At 72.0% G+C, this 22,051-nt stretch carries 17 protein-coding genes and 2 tRNA genes; 8 read left to right on the top strand and 11 right to left on the bottom strand.

Annotated features, from left to right (window positions below; all coding sequences use genetic code 11):
• Positions 1-140: 140 nt before the first annotated feature.
• Positions 141-217, bottom strand: a tRNA-Pro gene (locus tag ACIGAQ_RS11245).
• Positions 218-383: 166 nt separating this feature from the next.
• On the opposite strand from ACIGAQ_RS11245, the gene ACIGAQ_RS11240 reads away from it, so the two are divergent.
• Positions 384-454 (top strand) — tRNA-Gly (locus ACIGAQ_RS11240).
• Between the two features lie 167 nt (positions 455-621).
• Here the strand turns inward: ACIGAQ_RS11240 and ACIGAQ_RS11235 are convergent.
• Positions 622-3,117 carry a PQQ-binding-like beta-propeller repeat protein gene (locus ACIGAQ_RS11235; RefSeq protein WP_399781470.1) on the bottom strand — a complete coding sequence of 832 codons (2,496 nt, stop codon included), beginning with the start codon at positions 3,115-3,117 and terminating at the stop codon, positions 622-624.
• Positions 3,118-3,226: 109 nt separating this feature from the next.
• The gene (locus tag ACIGAQ_RS11230; protein ID WP_010041885.1) at positions 3,227-3,421 is read right to left on the bottom strand and encodes a hypothetical protein; all 195 of its coding nucleotides are present in this window, start codon (positions 3,419-3,421) and stop codon (positions 3,227-3,229) included.
• A gap of 622 nt (positions 3,422-4,043) precedes the next feature.
• Between ACIGAQ_RS11230 and ACIGAQ_RS11225 the strand changes: the two genes are divergently transcribed.
• Positions 4,044-5,228, top strand: coding sequence for an acyltransferase family protein (locus tag ACIGAQ_RS11225; protein WP_399781467.1), 1,185 nt, complete (start codon positions 4,044-4,046; stop codon positions 5,226-5,228).
• A gap of 16 nt (positions 5,229-5,244) precedes the next feature.
• Here ACIGAQ_RS11225 and ACIGAQ_RS11220 read toward each other — a convergent pair whose 3' ends face one another.
• Both ACIGAQ_RS11220 and ACIGAQ_RS11215 read right to left on the bottom strand, forming a co-directional pair.
• On the bottom strand, positions 5,245-5,706 hold the full coding sequence (locus ACIGAQ_RS11220) for an HD domain-containing protein (protein ID WP_311686941.1): 462 nt from the start codon (positions 5,704-5,706) through the stop codon (positions 5,245-5,247).
• 32 nt (positions 5,707-5,738) lie between these two features.
• Positions 5,739-6,917, bottom strand: coding sequence for a PP2C family protein-serine/threonine phosphatase (locus ACIGAQ_RS11215; protein ID WP_094055487.1), 1,179 nt, complete (start codon positions 6,915-6,917; stop codon positions 5,739-5,741).
• 162 nt (positions 6,918-7,079) lie between these two features.
• Between ACIGAQ_RS11215 and ACIGAQ_RS11210 the strand changes: the two genes are divergently transcribed.
• Positions 7,080-8,348, top strand: a complete 1,269-nt coding sequence (locus tag ACIGAQ_RS11210) for a GNAT family N-acetyltransferase (protein ID WP_399781463.1) — start codon at positions 7,080-7,082, stop codon at positions 8,346-8,348.
• Positions 8,349-8,409: 61 nt separating this feature from the next.
• Here ACIGAQ_RS11210 and ACIGAQ_RS11205 read toward each other — a convergent pair whose 3' ends face one another.
• Both ACIGAQ_RS11205 and ACIGAQ_RS11200 read right to left on the bottom strand, forming a co-directional pair.
• Entirely contained in the window at positions 8,410-9,219 is an 810-nt protein-coding gene (locus tag ACIGAQ_RS11205) for an Fpg/Nei family DNA glycosylase (RefSeq protein WP_399781460.1), read from the bottom strand.
• Between the two features lie 268 nt (positions 9,220-9,487).
• Positions 9,488-9,973, bottom strand: a complete 486-nt coding sequence (locus ACIGAQ_RS11200; RefSeq protein ID WP_311686684.1) for a ribose-5-phosphate isomerase — start codon at positions 9,971-9,973, stop codon at positions 9,488-9,490.
• A gap of 277 nt (positions 9,974-10,250) precedes the next feature.
• Between ACIGAQ_RS11200 and ACIGAQ_RS11195 the strand changes: the two genes are divergently transcribed.
• A complete protein-coding gene (locus ACIGAQ_RS11195; RefSeq protein WP_399781457.1) occupies positions 10,251-11,729 on the top strand; it encodes an amino acid permease in 1,479 nt (492 codons plus the stop codon).
• Positions 11,730-11,842: 113 nt separating this feature from the next.
• Here ACIGAQ_RS11195 and ACIGAQ_RS11190 read toward each other — a convergent pair whose 3' ends face one another.
• On the bottom strand, positions 11,843-13,762 hold the full coding sequence (locus ACIGAQ_RS11190; protein ID WP_399783114.1) for a protein kinase: 1,920 nt from the start codon (positions 13,760-13,762) through the stop codon (positions 11,843-11,845).
• 242 nt (positions 13,763-14,004) lie between these two features.
• On the opposite strand from ACIGAQ_RS11190, the gene ACIGAQ_RS11185 reads away from it, so the two are divergent.
• On the top strand, positions 14,005-14,730 hold the full coding sequence (locus ACIGAQ_RS11185; RefSeq protein ID WP_399781454.1) for a hypothetical protein: 726 nt from the start codon (positions 14,005-14,007) through the stop codon (positions 14,728-14,730).
• A gap of 123 nt (positions 14,731-14,853) precedes the next feature.
• Here ACIGAQ_RS11185 and ACIGAQ_RS11180 read toward each other — a convergent pair whose 3' ends face one another.
• Complete coding sequence (locus ACIGAQ_RS11180; RefSeq protein ID WP_311686676.1) at positions 14,854-15,435, bottom strand: biotin transporter BioY; 582 nt, start codon at positions 15,433-15,435, stop codon at positions 14,854-14,856.
• 439 nt (positions 15,436-15,874) lie between these two features.
• On the opposite strand from ACIGAQ_RS11180, the gene ACIGAQ_RS11175 reads away from it, so the two are divergent.
• Both ACIGAQ_RS11175 and ACIGAQ_RS11170 read left to right on the top strand, forming a co-directional pair.
• Positions 15,875-17,257 carry an amino acid permease gene (locus ACIGAQ_RS11175; protein WP_399781449.1) on the top strand — a complete coding sequence of 461 codons (1,383 nt, stop codon included), beginning with the start codon at positions 15,875-15,877 and terminating at the stop codon, positions 17,255-17,257.
• Positions 17,258-17,393: 136 nt separating this feature from the next.
• Positions 17,394-18,041 (top strand): superoxide dismutase, encoded by a 648-nt coding sequence (locus ACIGAQ_RS11170; RefSeq protein ID WP_311686672.1) that lies wholly within the window; start codon positions 17,394-17,396, stop codon positions 18,039-18,041.
• Between the two features lie 120 nt (positions 18,042-18,161).
• Here ACIGAQ_RS11170 and ACIGAQ_RS11165 read toward each other — a convergent pair whose 3' ends face one another.
• The gene (locus ACIGAQ_RS11165; protein ID WP_399781446.1) at positions 18,162-18,785 is read right to left on the bottom strand and encodes a histidine phosphatase family protein; all 624 of its coding nucleotides are present in this window, start codon (positions 18,783-18,785) and stop codon (positions 18,162-18,164) included.
• Positions 18,786-19,002: 217 nt separating this feature from the next.
• A complete protein-coding gene (locus ACIGAQ_RS11160) occupies positions 19,003-20,472 on the bottom strand; it encodes an FGGY-family carbohydrate kinase (protein ID WP_399781443.1) in 1,470 nt (489 codons plus the stop codon).
• Positions 20,473-20,628: 156 nt separating this feature from the next.
• Between ACIGAQ_RS11160 and ACIGAQ_RS11155 the strand changes: the two genes are divergently transcribed.
• The gene (locus ACIGAQ_RS11155) at positions 20,629-22,050 is read left to right on the top strand and encodes an extracellular solute-binding protein (RefSeq protein WP_399781440.1); all 1,422 of its coding nucleotides are present in this window, start codon (positions 20,629-20,631) and stop codon (positions 22,048-22,050) included.
• Position 22,051 lies beyond the last annotated feature (1 nt).

The following is a 22,051-nucleotide window of genomic DNA, read 5'->3' as shown; positions in this document are numbered from 1 at the left end:
CGGCGGATTTCGCCGCCCGGAGGACTTCAGACGATGAGACACACGGGCGTGCAGCTTGCATAGTAACGGCAGCGACTACACCGCCCAAAAGGCGATCACGCGAGTGATCAGGAGACGATCACCCGAGGTGGTCGGGTGGCTGGTCGGGGTGGCGGGATTTGAACCCACGGCCTTCCGCTCCCAAAGCGGACGCGCTACCAAGCTGCGCCACACCCCGTCTGGTGCGACACGTAGGGTACATGCCGTCAGGCGGTGCGGCCGCCGCATTTCCACAGGGCCGGCGCCGCGTCGGCCGGGGCCGGAAATGCGGTGTGCGTGGGGCGGGCCCGACCCGCTACGATGCCTTCAGTGCCGCGGTCGCTCCGACCTGCGGCGCGTGCTGTGCGGGCGTAGCTCAATGGTAGAGCCCTAGTCTTCCAAACTAGCTACGCGGGTTCGATTCCCGTCGCCCGCTCTTCATGGCTCAGGGCCAGGCGGAGGATCATTCCTCCGGCCTGGCCCTGAGTGCTTCCCGGGGCTGCGTTCAGCAGGAGCGGCGGTTACGGGCACGGCCACCGGCCGACCGTGCACGACTCCCACCGCCGGTAGTCCGGTCGGTGATCACGCGCCCCGGATGTGTGCTCAGCGGGTCGTGAGGGTGCGTGCGTCGACCGTGTAGACGGAGCGGACTCCGTAGGGGACGTAGAGGGCGTCGCCGACCAGGACGGGCCGGGCGCCTCCGGTGGCGAACATGCTGTCGACGCGGCCGCCGTCGTCGCGGCCGGGGCGGGTGCCTTCCGGCTTGCCGGTGCGTGCGTCCAGGGCGGCGAGGCGGCCGCTGGGGGACGCCAGGTACACGTGGGTGGCGGAGGCGGCCGGGGGGCCCGGCTGTTCGACGGAGGAGTTCGCTTCCCACAGGGTCCGGCCGGTGTCCGGCGACACCGCGCGGATGCCGCCGCTCGCCGTCGTGAAGTAGAGCGTGCCGCGCACCAGGTGCGCATCGGCGTCCGCGGGCCGGGGCCGGGCGAGCCGGCGCACGGTGAGTACGTGCGAGGAGACGTCGATCAGGGTCAGCGGCCGGTCGGTGTCGAGGGTGTCCGCGAGGACCAGGCGCCCGTCGTGCTGGCCGAGCAGGTACGCGGTGCCCTCCACCTCGACGGTCCAGCGGGACTTCCCGGTGGCGGGGTCGATGCGGGTGACGGTGGTACGGCCGGTCTCCCCCTCGTCCGTGGGGGTCGCGCAGACGAGGTAGGCGCGGCCGGCGGCGGCGTGCAGCAGGCAGTCCAGGAGGGCCGGCTTCGGCTGCTTCCAGCGGACGTCGCCGGTGCCGGCGTCGAGCAGGGCGTACCGGTCGCCCCCGTCCCCGTAGAAGGTGACGACACCCTCGGGAACCGCCACCGCCGCGCCCTGCGTGCTGTCGGGGACGGAGGCGCTCTCGCCGGTGCCGGTGGGTGTCCGCCAGAGCACCTTGCCGGTGTCGGGGGCCAGGGCGTGGACCCGGTAGGTGGTCCGGGGGCCGTTCGGGGCGTTGCGGTCGTCGGCCTCGTAGGCGTAGACGCGGCCCTCGCCGGTCCCGATGAGCGCGCCCTCGTCGCCGGAGCCGCCCTCCGGCGTGGGATCGACGGGCCTGGACCAGGTGGTGCGGCCGTCGGCGAGGGCGAAGCGGGTCGCCATCAGTTCGGCGCCGGCGCACACCAGGGACCGGTCGAGGGCGGCGCAGCCCGTGAGGGTGCTGTCGGGACCGCCCAGGACGCGCTCGCTGCCCGCCGGGGCCGGTGCGGTGTTCGCCCAGGGCTTCCAGCCCCCGGGGAGGTCGCTGCTGCCGGAGGGGGCGGAGGAGGCGGGGTTCCCGTCGCGCGTCATGGCGAGGGCGCTGGCGATGACCGCGGTGAGGACGGCGACGACCGCCGCCGGGAGGAGCAGCAGGCGGCGCGGGACACGGCGGCGCGGGCGCCCGGCCCTGGGCGGCGAGGTCCGGGACGGGTCGTACGGCGGGGTCCCCGCCCCGGCGTCCAGCGGCATCGCGGCCCGGTCGTCCAGCGGCATCGCGGCCCGGTCGTCCAGCGGCATCGCGGCCCGGTCGTCCAGCGGCGTCGCGGCCGGGGCGGCCGCCGGGCCGGCCGGTTGTTCGTTCCGTTGCGTCGCTGTCGCTCCGGGCCGGTGACCCGGGTCCTCCCGTTCGGTGTCCCGCTCGGCCGGTGGCCGGAGCGGGGCCGCGTCCCGGTCGGTGGCGGGCGTGTCCGGCCAGGGGGCCGGGGCGGGGGCGGCCGGTGCGGGGTCGGGCCGCCGGGTGCCCGCGGTGGGGTGGGACGGAGCGCTGGTGGGCGGCGCGCCCTCGCGGAGGAGGGTGAACAGGTCGTCCGCCGTGGGGCGGGACTTCCGGTGCTTCTCCAGGCAGAGGCGGACGACCGGAAGCAGCTCGGCCGGGACGCCGGAGAGGTCCGGCTCGCCCTCGACGACGCGCAGGGCCGTCTCGTAGGGGCTCGGGCTGTCGAAGGGGCCGCGGCGGGTGGCCGCGTAGGTGAGGACCGAGCCGAGGGAGAAGATGTCGGCGGCCGGGCCGACGTCCTGGGGCGAGGCGAACTGTTCCGGGGACATGAAGGGCGGCGTGCCCATGACGCGGCCGGTCTGGGTGAGGGCGTCGGAGGCGGCGAACTCGGCGGCGCGGGAGATGCCGAAGTCGATGACCCGGGGGCCGTCGTCGGCGAGCATCACGTTGGCCGGCTTCAGATCGCGGTGGACGACTCCGGCGCGGTGGATGTCGCGCAGCGCCTCGGCGAGTCCGGCGGCGAGTTCGCGCAGCCGGGGCGGTGGGAGCGGGCCGTGCCCGCGGACGTGGGTGCCGAGGTCCGCGCCCGGTATGTAGAGGGTGGCCATCCAGGGGCGGGGCGCGTCGGCGTCCGCGTCCACGACGGGGGCCGTGAAGGCGCCGCTGACCCGGCGGGCGGCGGCCACCTCGCGGCGGAAGCGGGTGCGGAACTCGCCGTCGTCGGCGTACTGGCCGTGCACCACCTTGACGGCCAGGCGGCGGCCGGAGGCCGAGCGGGCGAGGTAGACCACGCCCATGCCGCCGGAGCCGAGCCGGTCCTCGATGCGGTAGCCGCCCACCTCGGGCGGGTCGGAGTCGCGCAGCGCCATCCCCGTACGTTCCCCCCGTCACGTACCGTCCTGTGGTCGGGGCGAGCGTATCCGTCCGCACCGCGGGCCCGCGGTGCGGGGCCCGGACGGCCGGGGTCCGTCCCGGGCGTCAGAAGCTGATGGAGTTGATGGTCTCCGCTATCGAGTTGAGGAACCGGTTGATCGACGGGGCCATGCCGGTCGAGGCGAGGAAGAAGCCGAACAGGATCGCCACGATCGCGGGACCTGCCTTGATGGATCCCCCTCTCAGCAACACCACAAGGATGATCGCCAACAGCAGCACCACAGACAGTGAAATGGCCACAACTGATCACACCCTCGGTCGGTCCGCTCTCCCGGCCCGGGGACGCGACCCCGCGCACCCCGCCAGAACCATCGTGCCACCAACCCGGCCGCGCTATGCGGCGGCTGACGCATCGACCACCTCCGTGTTGTCCGGACGCGCGTACGTCACCCGGGGGCGGGGGCTCAACGACGGGTGTTCGTACGGCATTTCGAGGGGCCACCCGCGCGGGGAATTCGACCGGATCGTTTCCGTCTCCACACAACGCGTTCGCCATTAATTCGAATTGTTGCCAGGGCCTCATCAACGCCCCTGCGAGGCGCCTCCGGAGAGGCCTGAAGCGGACATTCCGCAGGAGTCGCCTGCTGGTCTTATGCACCGCTTAGTCCGGAAGTATCCCGACAAGCTGCCCCGGTATGGTGGACACCGTCCGTCATCGGGCGGTGTGTTGGCCATCACTCCGGTGGCGATGTCAACTACCCGTAATCCGGGGTACCCGGAGCGAATAGCCAGGATTCACATCCGGCGTTTTACGAATAGCTACAGGGAACGCTAGGGTGCCTCAGATGTTCCACGCTGCCTCGTCCCCCGTAAGCGCAGCGAGGTCCCGGATCGTCTCCCCGAGCTCCTGGTGGGAGGGTCTGTGACGAACTCGCTGCGACCGAACGGCGACCGCAAGGCGCCACTTCCCCCGGCCCAGCCGACGGCCGACGGAGTGCCGAGCCCGCGCTCGCCGCACAGCCCGCAGAACAAGCAGAACGGCAAGCAGCGCGACGCGTTCTTCGACAACGCCAAGTACCTCGCGATCGTGCTGGTGGCCATGGGCCACGCCTGGGAACCGCTCAAGGGCGACAGCCGCATACTCGAGGCCGCGTACCAGGTCGTCTACGCGTTCCACATGCCGGCGTTCATCATCATCTCCGGCTACTTCTCCCGCAGTTTCGACATGCGGCCCGACCGGCTGAAGCGCCTGATCACCGGCGTCGCCGTGCCGTACATCGTCTTCGAGACGGCCTACCCGCTCTTCAAGCGCTGGATCGACGACGACCCGGGCCAGGACATCAGCCTGCTCGACCCCTGGTACCTGACGTGGTTCCTGGTCGCGCTGTTCGTCTGGCGGCTGACCACCCCCATCTGGAAGCTGGCCCGGTGGCCCCTGCCGCTCGCGCTCGGTCTCGCCATGCTGGCGACCGTCAGCCCCTCGATCGGCGACGACCTCGACCTCCAGCGCGTCCTGCAGTTCCTGCCCTTCTTCGTGCTGGGCCTGTCGATGAAGCCCGAGCACTTCCACATGGTGCGCCGCCGCTCGGTGCGGATCGCGTCGGTGCCCGTGTTCGCGGCGGCGCTCGCGGTCAGCTGGTGGGCGGTGCCGCGCATGAACACCGCGTGGTTCTACCACCGCGACTCCGCGCAGGAACTGGGCGCCCCGTGGTGGACCGGTCCGGTCATGGTGCTGGCGCTGTTCGGCTGCTCCCTGGTGCTGACCGCGTGCTTCTTCGCCTGGGTGCCGCGCCGCCACATGTGGTTCACCGCCCTCGGCGCCGGCACGCTCTACGGCTACCTGCTGCACGGCTTCCTGGTGAAGGCCGGTGACTACGAGGGCTGGTTCGAGGCCTCCTCGCTCCAGCACCCGGCCGGCCAGATCGCGGTGACCGTCCTCGCGGCCGCCGTCGTGACGGTGCTGTGCACCAAGCCGGTGCAGCGCGTGTTCCGGTTCGCGATGGAACCGAGGATGGAGTGGGCCTTCAAGCGGGACGCGGCCGAGCTCGCCCGCGAGCGCCAGAGCGCCGAGCGGCGCGAGCGTGAGCGCGAGAAGGTCGACGCCTGACCCACCCGCGGGCACCTCAGCCGACGAGACCGAGAAGTGCGCGCATCCGCGCGTACTTCTCGGTCAGTCTTTTACGGGTCGCCTCGTCGAGGACCGCGAGGCGCTCCGGGTCCGCGTTGTGCGCCAGGTCCGCCTCCTTCACCAGCAGCGCGCCGGGCGTGGCCAGGATGCGGGCCGCGTACGCCTCGGGCGGCTCGCCCGGCCGCTTGGTGAGCGCGAGCACGATGTCCTTCGTCCGGTCGCTCAGCGCCGCCTCGCGCAGCCACTGGACCGGGAGGGCGTCGTCCTCGACGGCGTCGTGCAGCCAGGCCGCCGCGATCTGGTCCGCGTCGCCGCCGCGCGCCCGGACGCCCTCGGCGACGGCCCGCAGATGCTCCTCGTAGGGCCGGCCCGCCTTGTCCGTCTGACCGCGGTGCGCGGCACGGGCGGTGGCCTCGACTTCGGCCGGGGTCAGCGGGGTTCGGGATGTCTCGGTCACGGCTCCAGTGTGCCCCGGCGGGCGACGGCACCTCAGCGGGTGGCGGCGGCCGTGGGTCCCTCGCGGCAGATCAGCAGCAGGGCCCGGTCGTCGTTGACGTCCTTGGCGACCGCCTCGATGAGGTGCCAGGCGGCGCCGTGGAAGCCTCCGGCCACATAGCGGTCGGCCTCGCCGGTCAGACGGTCGATGCCCTCGACGATGTCGCGGTCGGAGGTCTCCACCAGGCCGTCGGTGAACAGCATCAGCACGTCACCGGGGCGCAGCGAGCCCTTCACCGGGTCGAACTGGGCGCCGTCGTAGACCCCGAGGAGCGGGCCCTCGGCCGCCTTCTCCTCCCAGCGGCCGGTGCCGGCGCTGAGCTGCAGGCCCGGCGGGTGGCCCGCGGAGTAGAGCTCGTAGTCGCCGGAGTCCAGGTCCAGGACCAGGTGGATGGAGGTGGCGAAGCCCTCGTCCCAGTCCTGGCGGAGCAGATAGCCGTTGGCGGCCGGCAGGAAGGCGTGCGGCGGGAGGGAGCCGAGCAGACCGCCGAAGGCGCCGGACAGCAGCAGCGCGCGCGAGCCCGCGTCCATGCCCTTGCCGGAGACGTCGGTGAGGACGACCTCCAGGGTGCGGCCGCCGTTGGTGCGGGCCGCCACCACGAAGTCGCCCGAGAAGGACTGGCCGCCCGCCGGGCGCAGGGCCATCTCACGGTGCCAGCCGTCCGGCAGGCCGGGCAGCTTGCTCTGCACGCGGATGCGTTCCCGCAGGTCGAACAGCATGGTGCCGCCGCGCCGCCAGGGCACGCCGACCCGGCTGCGGAACTGCGCCAGCAGCAGCCCGAAGAAGCCGCAGGCCGCGACCACCAGCACCACGCCCGGAGTGACCCGGGACGGGCCCTCCGTGTACGGGCCGAGCTGCACCGACTCCACGATCAGCGCCGTGGCGGCCGCCGCGTACAGGCCGAGCAGGCTCGCCGGGCGCAGCAGCAGACCGCCCACGACGACCGGCAAAACCAGCGCCGCCGGGGAGAACCACACGGAGTTGGCCAGCGTCGCCGCCGCGATCACCGGAACCATCAGGAGCAGACCGGCCAGGGCGATCCAGTCCGAGCCGTCCCCGCGGAAGTAGTCCACGGCGGCGCGGCGCACGCCGACGCGGGCCCGGTGCCACTGCTTCTTCAACCGGGCCGTGAACGTCTCGGCTTCCGCGCGCCGCTCTCGTCCTGATGCCATTAGTTCGGGACCCTATCCATCGGACCTGCCCCTTGGCACGGGAGGTCCCACTTGTCCCCCGTCCGAGGGCGCACGTCACAGTGAACTTCACCGAGCGCCGCCCCGCCCCCGCCCGGGAGAAATTCCCTCGCTCGTCCCGCATTGCCCTGGTAGGCATGGCGCATGGCGACTGACGCGACGGGCTCTTCGGCCGACCTGCGGGTGCTTCGGCAGGACGAATGGGACAAGTGGTACGACACCTTGCTTCGGGGCTTCGGCGGAGTGCCGGAGTCCACGGAGGAGCGCGCGTTGTGGAACGCGCTGACCGAGTACGACCGTTCACTCGGCGCCTGGGCCGGGGACGAGTGCGTGGGGACGGCCGGGGCGTTCAGTTTCCGGCTGACCGTGCCGGGCGGGGCGTCGGTGCCGGCCGCGGGCGTCACGATGGTGAGCGTGGCAGCCACGCACCGCCGGCGCGGGGTGCTGACGTCAATGATGCGCCGGCAACTGGACGACGTGCGCGCCTGGGGTGAGCCGCTGGCGGTGCTCACGGCCAGCGAGCCGGCGATCTACGGCCGGTTCGGCTACGGCAACGCGACCTACCACTTGAACGTCGAGATCGACACCAGCCGGGTGCGGCTGTCGGTGCCGCCCGGTACGGACGACGTACGGCTGCGGTACGCGGCGCCGGCCGAGGTGCTCGACGCGTGCGAGGCGCTGTACGCCCGGCTGGTGCCGACGCGGCCCGGGATGCTCGCGCGGCGGCCCGGCTGGGAGCGGCTCGGGGTGCTCGACCCGGAGAGCGAGCGGGGCGGCGCGTCGCCGCTGCAGTGCGTCGTCGCCGAGCGGGACGGCGAGACGGTCGGGTACGTCCGGTACCGGATCAAACCGGAGTGGGAGACCCCCGGTCCGAACGGCACGGTGATCGTGGAGAGCCTGGACGCGCTGGACCCCGCGGCGGACGCGGCGCTGTGGCGGTTCCTGTTCGACGTCGACCTGACGTCGAAGGTGGTGGCGCGCGGGCGGCCGGTCGACGACGCGTGGCAGTACCTGGTGTCCGACATACGGCGGTGCCTGCCGCGGCTGCGGGACTCGCTGTACGTCCGGCCGGTGGAGGTGGGGGCCGCGCTGGAGGCGCGGACGTATCAGACGCCGGTGGACGTGGTGTTCGAGGTGGAGGACGCGTTCTGCCCCTGGAACGCCGGGCGTTGGCGGCTGAGCGGGGACCAGAAGGGCGCGTCCTGCGAGCGCACGGCCGACGCGGCGGATGTCGTGCTGTCCGTGCGGGAGTTGGGGGCGGCGTATCTCGGGGGCGTGTCGCTGGCCTCGCTGGGGGCGGCGGGGCGGGTGCGCGAGGTGCGGCGGGGGGCGCTGGCCGAGGCCTCGCTGGCGTTCGGCGGCGGTGGGGGTGCCGGTGCCGGTCTGGCGCCGTGGTTGCCGCACGGGTTCTGATGCCGGGGCTTAGGGCGCCGGTGACCCAGGGGAGCGCGAGGGTCTGCGGGCCCTCGGCGGGTCACGGTCGCTGACAGGCCGGGCACCAGAAGAGATTGCGGGCGGCGAGGTCGGCGGTGCGGATCTCGCCGCCACAGATGTGGCAGGGCAGGTCGGCCCTGCGGTAGACGTACACCTCGCCGCCGTGGTCGTCCACGCGCGGCGGGCGGCCCATCGCCTCCGGGGTGTGCTCCGGGCGGACCGTGTCGATGCGGTTGTTGCGGACGCCCTCGCGCATGAGGACGACGAGGTCGGTCCAGATCGCGTGCCACTCGGCGGGGGTGATGTCCTTGCCGGGGCGGTACGGGTCGATCCGGTGCCGGAACAGTACCTCCGCGCGGTAGACGTTTCCCACGCCCGCGACGACCTTCTGGTCCATGAGGAGGGCGGCGATCGTCGTACGGCTGCGGGCGATGCGGCGGTACGCGGTGTCCGGGTCGGCGTCGTCGCGCAGGGGGTCGGGGCCGAGGCGGTCGTGTATCGCCCGCTTCTCCGGGGGCGTGATCAGGGCGCAGGTGGTGGGACCGCGGAGGTCGACGTAGGCCGTGTCGTGGGTGAGGCGCAGACGGACGGTGTCCGCGGGCGGGGGCGCGGGGGCCGGGCCCGCGGTGACCTTGCCGAAGAGGCCGAGGTGGATGTGGACCCAGTGGGTCGCGCCGAAGCCGAGGAAGAGGTGTTTGCCGTGGGCGTCCGTGGCGGTCAGTTCCGTGCCGGTGAGGAGGGCGGCGGCGGGGGCGAACCGGCCCTGGGGGCTGGTGACGTGGGGGGTGGTGCCGCGGAAGGCTGTGGCGTAGTCCTGGGCGAGACGGTGGATGGTGTGGCCTTCGGGCACGGGGTGCTCCATGGGGTCGCTACGGTTTTGCCCACCCGCCCGCCCGGCACGGTTCGTTCACGGGCCGGGCTCGACAAGCCTCGGGGCTCCGCCCCGGACCCCGGATCCTCGCCCACCCACCCGCCCGGCACGGTCGGGCAGCGGGCCCGGCTCGCCCCGGGTCCGGTGGGACTGCGTCCGCTGTGGCTTCCTCGGGGGTTCGCCCCGGACCCGGGCCGGGGCCGCGTGGCGGGGGCCCGGCCTTCGGTCCGGGTCCGCCGGGCGGTCGCTACTGCTGGGGGTGGTGCGGGGGGATCGGGGGGAGGTCCGAGGTCGTTTCGTACGACGACAGCATGTCGATGCGGCGGATGTGACGTTCGTCACCGGAGAACGGGGTGTTGAGGAACACCTCGACGAACTTGGTCGCCTCGTCCTGGGAGTGCATGCGGGCACCGACGGCCACGACGTTGGCGTTGTTGTGCTGGCGGCCGAGGGACGCCGTCTCCTCGCTCCAGGCGAGGGCCGCGCGGACGCCCTTGACCTTGTTCGCGGCGATCTGCTCACCGTTGCCGGAGCCGCCGATGACGATGCCCAGGGAGTCGGGGTCCGCGGCCGTGCGCTCCGCTGCGCGCAGGCAGAACGGCGGGTAGTCGTCCTGGGCGTCGTAGATGTGCGGGCCGCAGTCGACGGGGTCGTGACCCGCCTCCTTCAGCCACTCGACGAGGTGGTTCTTCAGTTCGTAGCCGGCATGGTCCGAGCCGAGGTACACGCGCATGGGACGAGTGTGACACGGGTGTTTCGGGGCAGGCGCGCGGGGTGGCTCACAGGAAAACGTGAGGCACATGTGAGCCGCATTACGGAAGCTCAGGAAAACCTCAAGTAACAATCTGGATTCAAAGGTTCTCCTAAACGTTCGCCTCCGATTCACTGGACCGGCTCGTACACCGCTCGTATGAGCCCCCGTACACCGGCATGCCGCGACACACCCCGTTCGCACGGCGCGCGCGGTCCGTACGGAAGTACCACTCCCCGGCGCAAAGGAAATCCGTTCCATGACCTCGCAGCCGACGATGAAGACAACCGGAAACGAACCCCAAGGTCCCGGAGAACCCGGGGCGCACGGCTCCGGGCTGCAGGCCGGACTCAAGAACCGGCACCTGTCGATGATCGCCATCGGTGGCGTGATCGGCGCCGGCCTCTTCGTGGGGTCGAGTTCCGGCATCGCCACCGCCGGCCCCGGCATCCTGCTCTCCTACGCCCTCGTCGGCACGCTCGTGGTGCTGGTGATGCGGATGCTGGGTGAGATGTCGGCCGCCAACCCGACCTCGGGTTCGTTCTCCGCCCACGCCGACCGGGCGCTCGGCCCCTGGGCCGGGTTCTCCATCGGCTGGCTGTACTGGTTCTTCTGGGTCGTGGTGCTCGCGGTCGAGGCGACCGCCGGTGCCGTGATCCTGGAGGGCTGGATACCGGCCGTGCCGCAGTGGGCCTGGGCCCTGATCGTGATGGTCGTGCTGACCGCCACCAACCTCGTCTCCGTCGGCTCCTACGGCGAGTTCGAGTTCTGGTTCGCGGGCATCAAGGTCGTCGCCATCGCCGCGTTCATCGTCATCGGCGGACTGGCCGTGTTCGGCGTCCTGCCGGGCGTGGACAGCGAGCAGGCCGGGCTGAGCAACCTCACCGAGCACGGCGGTTTCCTGCCCAACGGGCCCGGGGCCATCCTCACCGGTGTGCTGCTCGTCGTCTTCTCCTTCATGGGCAGTGAGATCGCGACCCTCGCGGCCGGCGAGTCGGAGAACCCGCAGCAGGCCGTCACCAAGGCGACCAACAGCATCATCTGGCGTGTGGCCGTCTTCTACCTCGGCTCGATCTTCGTCGTCGTCGCCCTGCTGCCGTGGGACAGCAAGTCCATCACCGAGGACGGCTCCTACGTGGCGGCGCTCGACTCGCTGGGCATCCCGCACGCCGGTCAGATCATGAACTTCATCGTGCTGACCTCGGTGCTGTCCTGCCTCAACTCCGGCCTGTACACCGCCTCCCGCATGGCCTTCTCGCTCGGCCAGCGCGGGGACGCGCCGAAGTCCTTCGCCCGTACGACCTCCAACGGCGTGCCGCGCACGGCGATCCTCGCGTCCGTCGCGTTCGGCTTCGTCGCGGTGTTCTTCAACTACAAGTTCCCGGACTCCGTCTTCCTGTTCCTGGTGAACTCCAGTGGTGCGGTCGCCCTCTTCGTGTGGCTGGTGATCTGCTTCTCGCAGCTGCGCATGCGGAAGATCATCAAGGCCGAGGCGCCGGAGAAGCTCGTCGTGAAGATGTGGCTGTACCCGTACCTGACGTGGGCGACGGCCGCGCTGATCGTGTTCATCCTCGGTTACATGCTCACCGACACCGAGCACGACGGCCGGACCACCATCTCGCTGTCGCTGCTCGTCGCGGCGGTGGTGCTCGCCATCGCCTTCGTGAAGGAGAAGCTGCGGGGCGGGCGGCGGGCCGCCGACGAGGCCGAGGCCCGGGACAAGGTCTCCGCCGGCTGAGCCTTGAGTCGCTCGCCGTCCTCGTGAACGAACGGCAGGGCCTGCGGCGCGTGTTGCTTCGGCGCACGCGCCGCAGGCCTTTTCGCTGTTCCTTTCGCTGCCCTTCCCGCTGCCTAGAGCACCGTGAAGCTGTCCTTGACCTTCTCGTAGACGCGCAGGGCCTCCGGCTCGACGGCCGCGTCGTACCAGGTGTTGACCTGGTACGACGTCCCCTTCACGTTGAAGCCGAGCAGACGGGCGTGCCAGTGGACGCCCTTCAGGGTGAAGGTGTACTCCCAGACGACCGCGGGGTGGCCGCGGAACGTCGTCTCCTCCAGGCGGATCTTGCGGTAGTCCTCGCCCTGCTGGGCGTTGCGCTCCGAGGTCTGCCAGGTCTCCAGGAGGTCGCCGCGGGCCAGGGACGACTTGCCGACCAGTTCCTGGGAGCCGTCCGGGGAGGTGTAGTGCACCTCCGCGCCCGTCTTCACGTCCCTGCGCCAGCCGCCGGGGGGCGCCCAGGCGAAGCCGCCCGCCTCGCGGCGGGTGCCGGGCGGCGGGCTCTGCGGCCTGGCGGTGCCCTCCACGGTGGGTGAGGCGGTGGGTGAGGTGGCGGGTGTGCCCGTTGCGGTGGGGGACGCCGATGCGGAGGTGCCCGCGCGGGTGGGTTTGTCGTCCGGCGGGGTGGAGGACGTGGCCAGCAGGATGCCCACGGCGGTTCCGACGGTGGCGACGGTGGCGGCCGCGGCCGCGAACGCCGTTCGGCGGCGGCGCGTGCCGGGGTGCGGGGTCCGGCGGGGGCGGGGCGTGGTGGGGCCGGGGAGCTCGCCCGGCGGCATGGGGTCGGGGGCCGGGCTCGGAGTGGGGTGTGGACGGCGCTCGGTCTCCGCGTGGGCGCGGATGAGGGAGACGGGGCTCGGGGCCGGTGCGGGGCGGCGGGGGTCCGGTGGTGTGGGTGGGCGGGAGCCCTGTGGAGTCGGCCGCTCCGGCCGCTCCGACTCGGCCTCCGGGCCCGGTTGCTGCCCCTGGACGGCCTGCGGCTCCTGCCCCTGCCCCCGCTCCCCTGCCCGTTCCTCCTCGGCGACCGGCGCCCCCTGGGCGGGTTCCGGAATCGGGCCCGGTGCCGTTCGCGCGTACGGGCCTGCCGCGAAGGCCGGGCCCGGGGCGTCCGGGCTTGGGGCGCCGGTCTCCGGCTCGGCGGCTCCCACCCCCGGTGTCCCTACCGCCACCGTCGGCGTCGGCAAGGGGAACGCCACCGGTTCCAGGGCCGATTCCAGGTCCTCCAGGGTCGGGCGGGTCGACGGGTCCTTCTCCAGGAGGGACGCGAGGATCTCGCACAGCGGGCCCGCCGCGGCGGGCAGGTCCGGCTCCTCGTAGAGGACCGCGTGCAGGGTCGCCAGCGTGGTGTCGCGGGAGAACGGGGAGCGGCCGCCCAGGGCCGCGCAGAGGGTCGCGCCGAGGGACCAGATGTCGGAAGGCGGGCCCTGGGGGCGGCCGGAGATGCGCTCGGGGGCCATGTAGTCGGGCGAACCGACCAGCATGCCGACCATGGTGAGCGCCTTGGCGTCCTGGATCGCAGCGATACCGAAGTCCGTGAGGACCACACGCCGGGCCCTCGCACGGGAGCGGGTGGCCGGGACGTCGCGCTCGGCCCGTCCGGATCCGGCCACCGCGCTCGCGTCCTCCACCAGGACGTTCCCGGGCTTGATGTCCCGGTGCAGCACGCCCCGTTCGTGGACCTGCCGGAGCGCCGCGACCAGGCCGAGTCCGATCCGGGCGGTCTCGCAGGGGCGGAGGGGGCCCTCCTCCGCCAGGGCGCGTTCCAGGGAGCGGCCGGCGACCAACTCCATGACGATCCAGAGGCGTTCGCCCTCGTCGACGACGTCGTAGATCCGTACGACGTTGGGGTGGTCGATGCGGGCCGTGGCCCTGGCCTCGCGCAGGGTCCGTTCGCGGCGCGTCCTGCTGTCCTCCGCGTCGAGACCGTCGATCCGCATTTCCTTGACGGCGACCTGCCGGTCGAGTATTTCGTCGGCGGCTCGCCACACCCGCCCCATTCCCCCCTGGCCGATACTCTCGACCAACCGATAGCGTCCCGTCACCAATATCCCTGGAACACCGCCGCTGTTCGAATTCCCCGGCAATCCGCTGCACCCCCTCCACGACGCCGCGACCGACTCCAGTGAAACACAACGGTCACACTTCGTGCCGCACCAGGATAGTGCGGCGAAATCTTGTGGTACCTCTTTCAGTGCTGCGAATTCAGGCGCAGCCCAGGGGGACGCAAGGGGGGACGAACATGAGTTCTCGTCGTACGGCCGTGGTCGTGGGACCGCTGGTCGCGGCATCATTCTCAGCGGTGCTGATCCTTTCCGGCACCGCCGGCGCGGAAGACGAAGGGCCCGCAAGCAGCAAGGGTGGAAAGGTCGTCGACGAGGCCCCGGCCGGGGTGAAGCTCACCACGCTGCTGCCCGGAAAGATCTCGGTCGACAACGGTTCGGAAAAGACGGCGATTACCGCCACGGTGAAGAACGAGGGAACCAAGGACAGCGGAAAGATCAGGCTGTTGGTCGTCGGTTTCGACGGGCTTGTGGTCAAGAGCGTCGAAGGGTGTTCCGCGATAGCCGACAATGACCTTCCGGAGGGTTCCAACAGCGGTTTCGCCTGCCCGCTCGACCATCTCGCGGCGGGTGAGTCGAAGTCGTACGCCGTCGACGCGACGTACGACCTGGGCAAGACCGGGAAGATCTGTCTGCCCGTTCAGACGGGCGACGGGAAGAAGACGTTCTGGCAGCAGGGTCCGGTGCCGTTCGGCACGACCAACCCGTCGCCGGACGCCCCGGCCACTCCCCTGCTGCTCGGTACGGACAACGAACCGGCGGGCCCGGGCGGCAAGGAGCTGCCCAAGACGGGACCGGCGCGTGATCTGCTGCCACTGGGTGCGGCCGGTGCCTCGCTGCTGGCCGCGGGCGTGGCCGGTCTGTGGTGGTCGCAGTGGCGGCGGCCGGCGGTGCGGGAGGGCTGATCCGGCCACGCGCGAGAAACACCGCGCGAGGAACACGACACGGGGAACACGGCACGGGGAACACACGGAAAGAGGCCCGCCGGGACGGTTCGTCCCGGCGGGCCTCCGAGGGCTTGCGCGCGTTCAGCGCTTGTTCGCGAACTTCCACGCCGTCGGCAGCGCGCCCATCGCCAGCGCGGCCTTCAGCGCGTCGCCGATGAGGAACGGCGTGAGGCCGGCGGCGATCGCGGCGGTGGCGGACATGCCGGTGGCCAGGGCCAGGTAGGGCACGCCGACGGCGTAGATGATCGCCTCGCCGACGACCATCGCGCCGGCCATGCGCCACACCGAGCGGTCGGCGCCGCGGCGGGCCAGGGCGCCCACGACGGTCGCGGCGAGGATCATGCCGAGGATGTAGCCGAAGGAGGGGGCGACGCCGGAGGAGGCGCCCGCGAACCACGGCACGCCGGCCAGGCCCGCCAGCGCGTACAGCGCCAGGGCGAGGAAGCCGCGGCCGGCGCCGAGGGACGTGCCGACGAGCAGCGCGGCGAAGGTCTGGCCGGTCACCGGCACCGGGGAGCCCGGCACGGGCACGGAGAGCTGGGCGGCGAGACCGGTGAGCGCGGCGCCGCCGAGCACGAGGGCCGCGTCCCGGACACGGGAGGCGGGGAGCAGGTCGGCGAGGACCTGTCCGGTGCGGGCGGGTGTGGCGGCAGCGGTGCTCATGGGGACTCCGCGAGGGTGAGGGCCGGTGGGACACCGTGACGCTATCCCAGCGCCTGCGGCCCGATCACCGTCAGCGGTCGACAAAGGCACGAACCGGCGGTTGGTCGGCTCCGTACAAAGAGTGCGGGTTACACCGAGTACGGCGTGACGCCGGTCACGGTGCTCGGGTGCCCTGGGACATGGGAAGAGCACGGAAGCCGTCTGTAGGTTTCCCCCAAAGGCCTCACCCGGGAGGCCTTCGCCGCCCACCGACGCGCACCGACGTCACCTTCGTCCCCGGCCCCGCCGCAGCCCACCTGCGCGCCGGTGGCCGCCCAGGCACGCTGAGCGACACGGGCGTCCACATCGTGGGATGCCTCTCCGCCCGGATGGGGAGGCGTCCGAAACTGGCGGCGTTTTTGCCCTCGTACGCACCTCACGCATTGGACGAGCCGCGCCCATGCCCACCAGCACCACCCAGGAGACCCCGACCGGCACGGACGGCGTCTCCCTCTCCCACGGCCTGAAGCAGCGCCACCTGTCGATGATCGCCCTCGGCGGGGTGATCGGCGCGGGTCTGTTCGTCGGCTCCGGCGCGGGGATCGCCGCCGCCGGTCCCTCGATCGTCGTCGCCTACGCCCTCTCCGGTCTCCTCGTGATGTTGGTGATGCGGATGCTCGGCGAGATGTCGGCCGCGTATCCCTCGTCGGGTTCGTTCTCGGCGCACGCCGAGCGGGCGATCGGCCCCTGGGCCGGGTTCACCGCGGGCTGGTCGTTCTGGGTGCTGCTGTGCACGGCCGTCGGCCTGGAGGGCATCGGCGCCGCGAAGATCGTCAGCGGCTGGCTGCCGGGCACGCCCGAGTGGGCCTGGGTGGCGCTGTTCATGGTCGTCTTCTGCGGCACGAACCTCGCGGCGGTGAAGAACTTCGGCGAGTTCGAGTTCTGGTTCGCGGCGCTGAAGGTCGCCGCGATCACCCTGTTCCTGGTCCTGGGCGTCCTGGCGATCCTCGGCGTCCTGCCCGGCACGGACTCCCCCGGCGCGGCCAACCTCACCGACTTCCTGCCCAACGGCGCCGAAGGCCTGGTCATCGGCCTGCTCGCCTCGGTCTTCGCCTACGGCGGCCTGGAGACGGTGACCATCGCCGCGGCCGAGTCGGAGAACCCCGTCCAGGGCGTGGCGCGCGCGGTCCGCACCGCGATGTGGCGCATCGCGCTGTTCTACATCGGCTCGATGGCGGTCATCGTCACGCTCGTGCCGTGGGACTCGAAGGAGGTCGTCGAGAAGGGCCCGTACGTGGCCGCCCTCGACGAGCTGGGCATCCCCGGCGCCGGGCAGCTGATGAACGTGGTCGTGCTGGTGGCGCTGCTGTCGGCGATGAACGCCAACATCTACGGGGCCTCCCGTATCGCCTACTCGCTGGTGGAGCGCGGCCAGGGCCCGAAGGGGCTGGGCCGGGTGTCGGGCGGGGTGCCGCGGATCGCGGTGCTGGCCTCCTCCGTGTTCGGGTTCCTGTGCGTGCTGCTGAGCTACTGGCGGCCGAACGACGTCTTCGCCTGGCTGCTGAACATGATCGGCGCGGTGATCCTCGTCGTGTGGATCTTCATCGCCGTCTCGCAGCTGCGGCTGCGCCGCCGGATGGAGCGCGAGGCCCCCGAGAAGCTGGTCGTGCGGATGTGGGCGTTCCCGTGGCTGACGTGGCTCGCCCTGGCGGGCATGGCCGCCGTGTTCGTCCTGATGGCCCGTGAGCCCGACACGCGGGTGCAGCTGTACTCGACGGGCGGGATGACGCTGGTCCTCGCGGCCGTCGGCTACGCCTGGCAGAGGGCGCGCGCCCGGCGTTGAGGACCCCGACGTCGAGAAGGCCCCCGTGGGACACGCGGGGGCCTTTTCGCGTGCCCGTGGCATCCCTCCCGCACTCTTGCTGCTAGCGTGCAGTTGCAAGAGAGTTGCAATAAGAGGTTCGGAGGGGAACCCGCCCATGCCCGTCTACACGCTGCCCGACCTGCCGTACGACTACGCGGCACTCGCCCCCGTGATCAGCCCCGAGATCATCGAGCTGCACCACGACAAGCACCACGCGGCCTATGTGAAGGGCGCCAACGACACGCTGGAGCAGCTCGCCGAGGCGCGGGACAAGGAGACCTGGGGGTCGATCAACGGGCTGGAGAAGAACCTGGCCTTCCACCTCTCCGGGCACATCCTGCACAGCATCTACTGGCAGAACATGACCGGCCCGAAGGACGGCGGCGGCGAGCCGCTCGCGCAGGACGGCGTGGGGGAGCTCGCGGACGCGATCACCGAGTCCTTCGGCTCCTTCGCCCGCTTCAAGGCCCAGCTGTCCAAGGCCTCGGCGACCACCCAGGGCTCCGGCTGGGGCGTGCTCGCCTACGAACCGCTGAGCGGCCGGCTGATCGTGGAGCAGGTCTACGACCACCAGGGCAACGTCGGCCAGGGCGCGACCCCGATCCTGGTCTTCGACGCCTGGGAGCACGCCTTCTACCTGCAGTACCGCAACCAGAAGGTGGACTTCATCGAGGCGATGTGGCAGGTCGTCAACTGGCAGGACGTGGCCCGGCGCTACGAGGCCGCGAAGTCCCGCACGGACGTGCTGCTGCTGGCCCCCTGAGGCCGCCTTCCGTGAAGCGTCCTGCCTCGTGATCGTCTTCTCACCCTTCACGATCGGCAGGCGGAGAGAAGAAGACCCCCGCGAGGACAGGACTCGCGGGGGTCTTCCACTCTTCCGGTGTTACGGCAGGTCCGGCTCGCACGGGACGTTGAGGGAGAGCAGGGCCGCGGAACCGTCGGCATGCATGCGCAGTTCGCTGATCGCCGCGTTCCGCAGCCGCGGGAACACCCTGCGGTACTCGCGCGCCGGGATCGACAGCAGGCTGCACAGCACCAGGCGGAGCAGGGTGTTGTGGGCGACGACCAGGACGCGTCCGCCGGGGTGGGCCGCGGCGGTCTCCCGCAGGGCGCGCACGCCCCGGACCGCTGCCGCCGCCGGGTCCTCGGCGCCGGGGAAGGAGTGCGCCACCGGGTCGGCCCGGTACGCCGCGGCCCACTCCGGGTCCTCGGCCTCGAACTCGGCGAGCGTGCGGCCCTCGACGACGCCGAAGTCGCACTCGCGCAGGTCCGGTTCGATCCGCGGGGTGAGACCGAGGGCGCGGCAGGCGGGGTCGGCGGTGGCGACGGCCCGGGACAGCGGGGACGTGCGGATCGCGTCGACCGGGTGGGCGGCGGCCCAGCGGCCGAGGGCCTCGGCCTGGGCGCGGCCGGTGTCGGTGAGGGCGATGTCGCTGACGCCGGCGTAGCGGTTCTCGGCGTGCCAGACGGTCTGTCCGTGGCGGGCCAGCAGCAGGGTGGTGGTCATGGGCCGGTCCGTTCGCGTGCGGTGGGCTGGTCGATGCGGGGCGACGCCGTCCCGGGCGGCCTGTCGGTGTCATGCGGCGTCGGCCTGATCGGCACCGCGATGCCGGGCCGCTCCAGAGTCCTGGTCATGCCTTCCCCGCGTCCAGTCGGTCCTCGTCATGCCGTCCCCGCATCCCGTCGGTCCTCGTCATGCCGTCCCCGCATCCCGTCGGTCCTCGTCATGATTGCCCGGCGTCCAAGTGCAGCCGGGCCCGGGCGTGTTCCGCCACCGGGGCGGGCAGCCAGCCGCGGTCACGGAGGGCGTCGACGAGGCGTGCGTACGGTTCGGCGAAGGCCGCCGTGCGGCCGGGGCGGGGTTCGAGGACGGTCCGGACGCGGACCATGCGCTCGGCGACCCCGGCGAGCGAGCCGGCGCCCGACACGCCGTAGGCGGCCAGCGCCGCCATCCCCAGGGCCGGTTCCGTCTGTTCGGGCACGCGGGCCGGGCGGCCCAGGATGTCGGCGCGCAGTTGGTTCCAGTACGGGCTGCGCGCGCCGCCGCCGGTGAAGGTGAGCGGGCCGTCGAGGGGGGCGCCGAGATGGTGCAGGTAGTCCAGGCACAGTCGTTCCGCGAGGCCGACGCCCTGGAGCAGCGCGGCCCACCGGTCGGCGTCGTCCACCGGGTCGCCGAGCAGGAGGAAGGCCGCCTCCGGGGCCCGGAAGGGGAACCGCTCCCCCGGTGAGACCAGCGGATAGGCGACCGCGGTCGACGGCTCGAACGCCCCGGCCCGTTCGTCCATCACGGCGGGCTCGGCGTCCGGGAAGTGCGCCGCGAGCGCCCCGGCCCCGACGCTGGAGGCCCCGCCGGGCAGCCAGGTGCCGTCCGGGGCACGGTGGTTGTAGACCACGCCCGTGGAGTCCCGGACCGGATCGCGGGCCGCGCCCTTGAGCACGAGGGTCGTGCCCAGGACCGAGTTCCAGGAGCCGGGCCGCAGCGCACCGGAGGCGATCTGGGCCGCGCAGCCGTCGGTCATCCCGGCGAGCACGGGCGTGCCGGCGGGGATGCCGGTGGCGTCGGCGGCGGCCGGGCCGACCTCGCCGAGGAGCGTGCCCGGGCGGACCACGTCGGGCAACAGGTCCTCGGGCACGCCCAGTTCGGCCAGAGCGCCCTCGGGCCAGGAGGCGCGTTCCAGGTCGTAGCCCGTCTTGAGGGCGTGGCTGGAGTCGGCCGGGGGCGGTGTGCCGGTGAGGCGGGCGATGATCAGGTCGGGCTGGTGGGCGAGCCGCAGGCCCGGGCCGTACTCGCCGAGGAGCCACAGGGCCTTGGGCAGCGCCCAGGTGTCCTGGACCGCGAGTCCGGCCTCCCGGGCCCGGGCCGCCTCCCGCGCGGCGCGTCCGTCGTCGTACATCAGCGCCGGGCCGGCCGGCCGGCCCGAGCCGTCCGTCAGCAGCACCGTGCCCGACGTGCCGCACACCGCGAGTCCGCCGACCGGCGTGCCGGGGGGTGCGGTGCCGAGGGCCGCGCGGGACGCCGTGCACAGGGCCGCCCACCAGCGCAGCGGGTCCTGCTCGTGCCGCACCCCGTCACGGCGCCCGGTCAGCGGGGCCGAGCCGCTGCCGAGGACCGTGCCGTCGGCCGTGACGAGCAGCACGCGGACGCTCTGCGTGCCCAGGTCGACGCCCAGCCAGGCCGCACCCTCGTCCGCCATCCGGAACCTCCCGCGCCGTCGCAGCCTGGACTGTGAACTTCTCACTCTGCCCCGATATTTTCCCGTGCGCGAGGGATTGACGCCCAACTTCGGCCGTTCCACTCTCTGTTAACGAGTCGACCCGACGTGTTAACCAGGCTCCACGCGGAGGTACGGATGGACACGCACGTGCACGACCGCCGGCGCTTCCTCGCCCTCGCCGCCGGGGCCGCGGCGGCCCCGCTGCTCACGGCCTGCGGCGCCGGTTTCGGCGGGAACGACAGCAAGGGCGACGGGTCCGCCGCCGACGACGTCACCGGCTCCTTCGACTGGAAGCGGGAGAAGGGCACGACGGTCAAGGCACTGCTCAACAAGCACCCGTACACGGACGCCCTGATCGCCGACCTGAAGTCCTTCACCGAGCGGACCGGCATCGAGGTCGAGTACGACGTCTTCCCCGAGGACAACTACTTCGACAAGCTCACCGTCGACCTGTCCAGCGGGCGTGCCTCCTACGACGTCTTCATGCTCGGCGCGTACATGGTGTGGCAGTACGGGCCGCCGGGCTGGCTGGAGGACCTCGGACCCTGGATGCGCAACTCCGCCGCCACGGGCGCCGAATGGGACCAGGCGGACTTCTTCCCGAACCTGCTCCAGGCCGACCAGTGGTCGCTGAAGGCGGGCGCGCCGCTCGGGCAGGGCGGGCAGTACGCGCTGCCCTGGGGCTGGGAGACCAACGTCGTCGCCTACAACACCGAGGTGTTCGGCAGACTCGGCCTGAAACCGGCCGAGTCCTTCGACGAACTGACCGAACTCGCGGGGACCATCAAGCGGAAGGCGCCCGGCGCGGGCTTCGACGGCATGTACGGGATCGCCGTCCGTGGCTCCCGGAGCTGGGCCACCATCCACCCTGGCTTCATGACGATGTACGCCCGCAACGGCCTGAAGGACTTCACGGTCGACGGCAAAACGCTCACGCCCGCGATGAACAGCCCCGAGGCCGTCGCCTTCACCGAGGACTGGGCGCGCATGGTGAAGCGCGGCGGGCCGCCGTCGTGGACCTCCTACACCTGGTACCAGTGCTCCAGCGACCTGGGCGCGAAGAAGGCGGGAATGCTGTTCGACGCCGACACGGCCGCCTACTTCCAGGCGGTGAAGGGTGCAAGCCCCGCCTCCGGGAAGATCGCCTTCCACCCGGGTCCGAAGGGTCCGGACGGTTCCCTCGCCACCAACATGTGGATCTGGTCGCTCGGCATGAACGCCAAGAGCAAGAAGAAGAGCGCCAGTTGGCTGTTCCTGCAGTGGGCCACCGGCAAGGAGCACCTGCGCAAGGGCGCGATCACCCACAACCACATCGACCCCGTGCGCAGGTCGGTCGCCGAGGACGCCGCCTACAAGGACAAGATGCGGCACCTGCCCGGTTTCCTGGAGACCTTCGAGACGGTCGTCGACCAGACGAAGATCCAGTTCACCCCGCAGGCGCAGTTCTTCGACGCGACGACCAGCTGGGCCGCGGCCCTCCAGGAGATCTACGGCGGCGAGGGCGCGCAGTCGGTCCTGGACGGGCTGGCGGACGACCTCGCCGGCAAGGTGGGCTAGC

Origin of the sequence: Streptomyces sp. NPDC085932, assembly GCF_044540525.1 — a bacterium.
Classification (GTDB): domain Bacteria; phylum Actinomycetota; class Actinomycetes; order Streptomycetales; family Streptomycetaceae; genus Streptomyces; species Streptomyces levis.
Note: the sequence above shows the minus strand (reverse complement) of the source record. Positions and strands in the feature narration are given on the sequence as shown.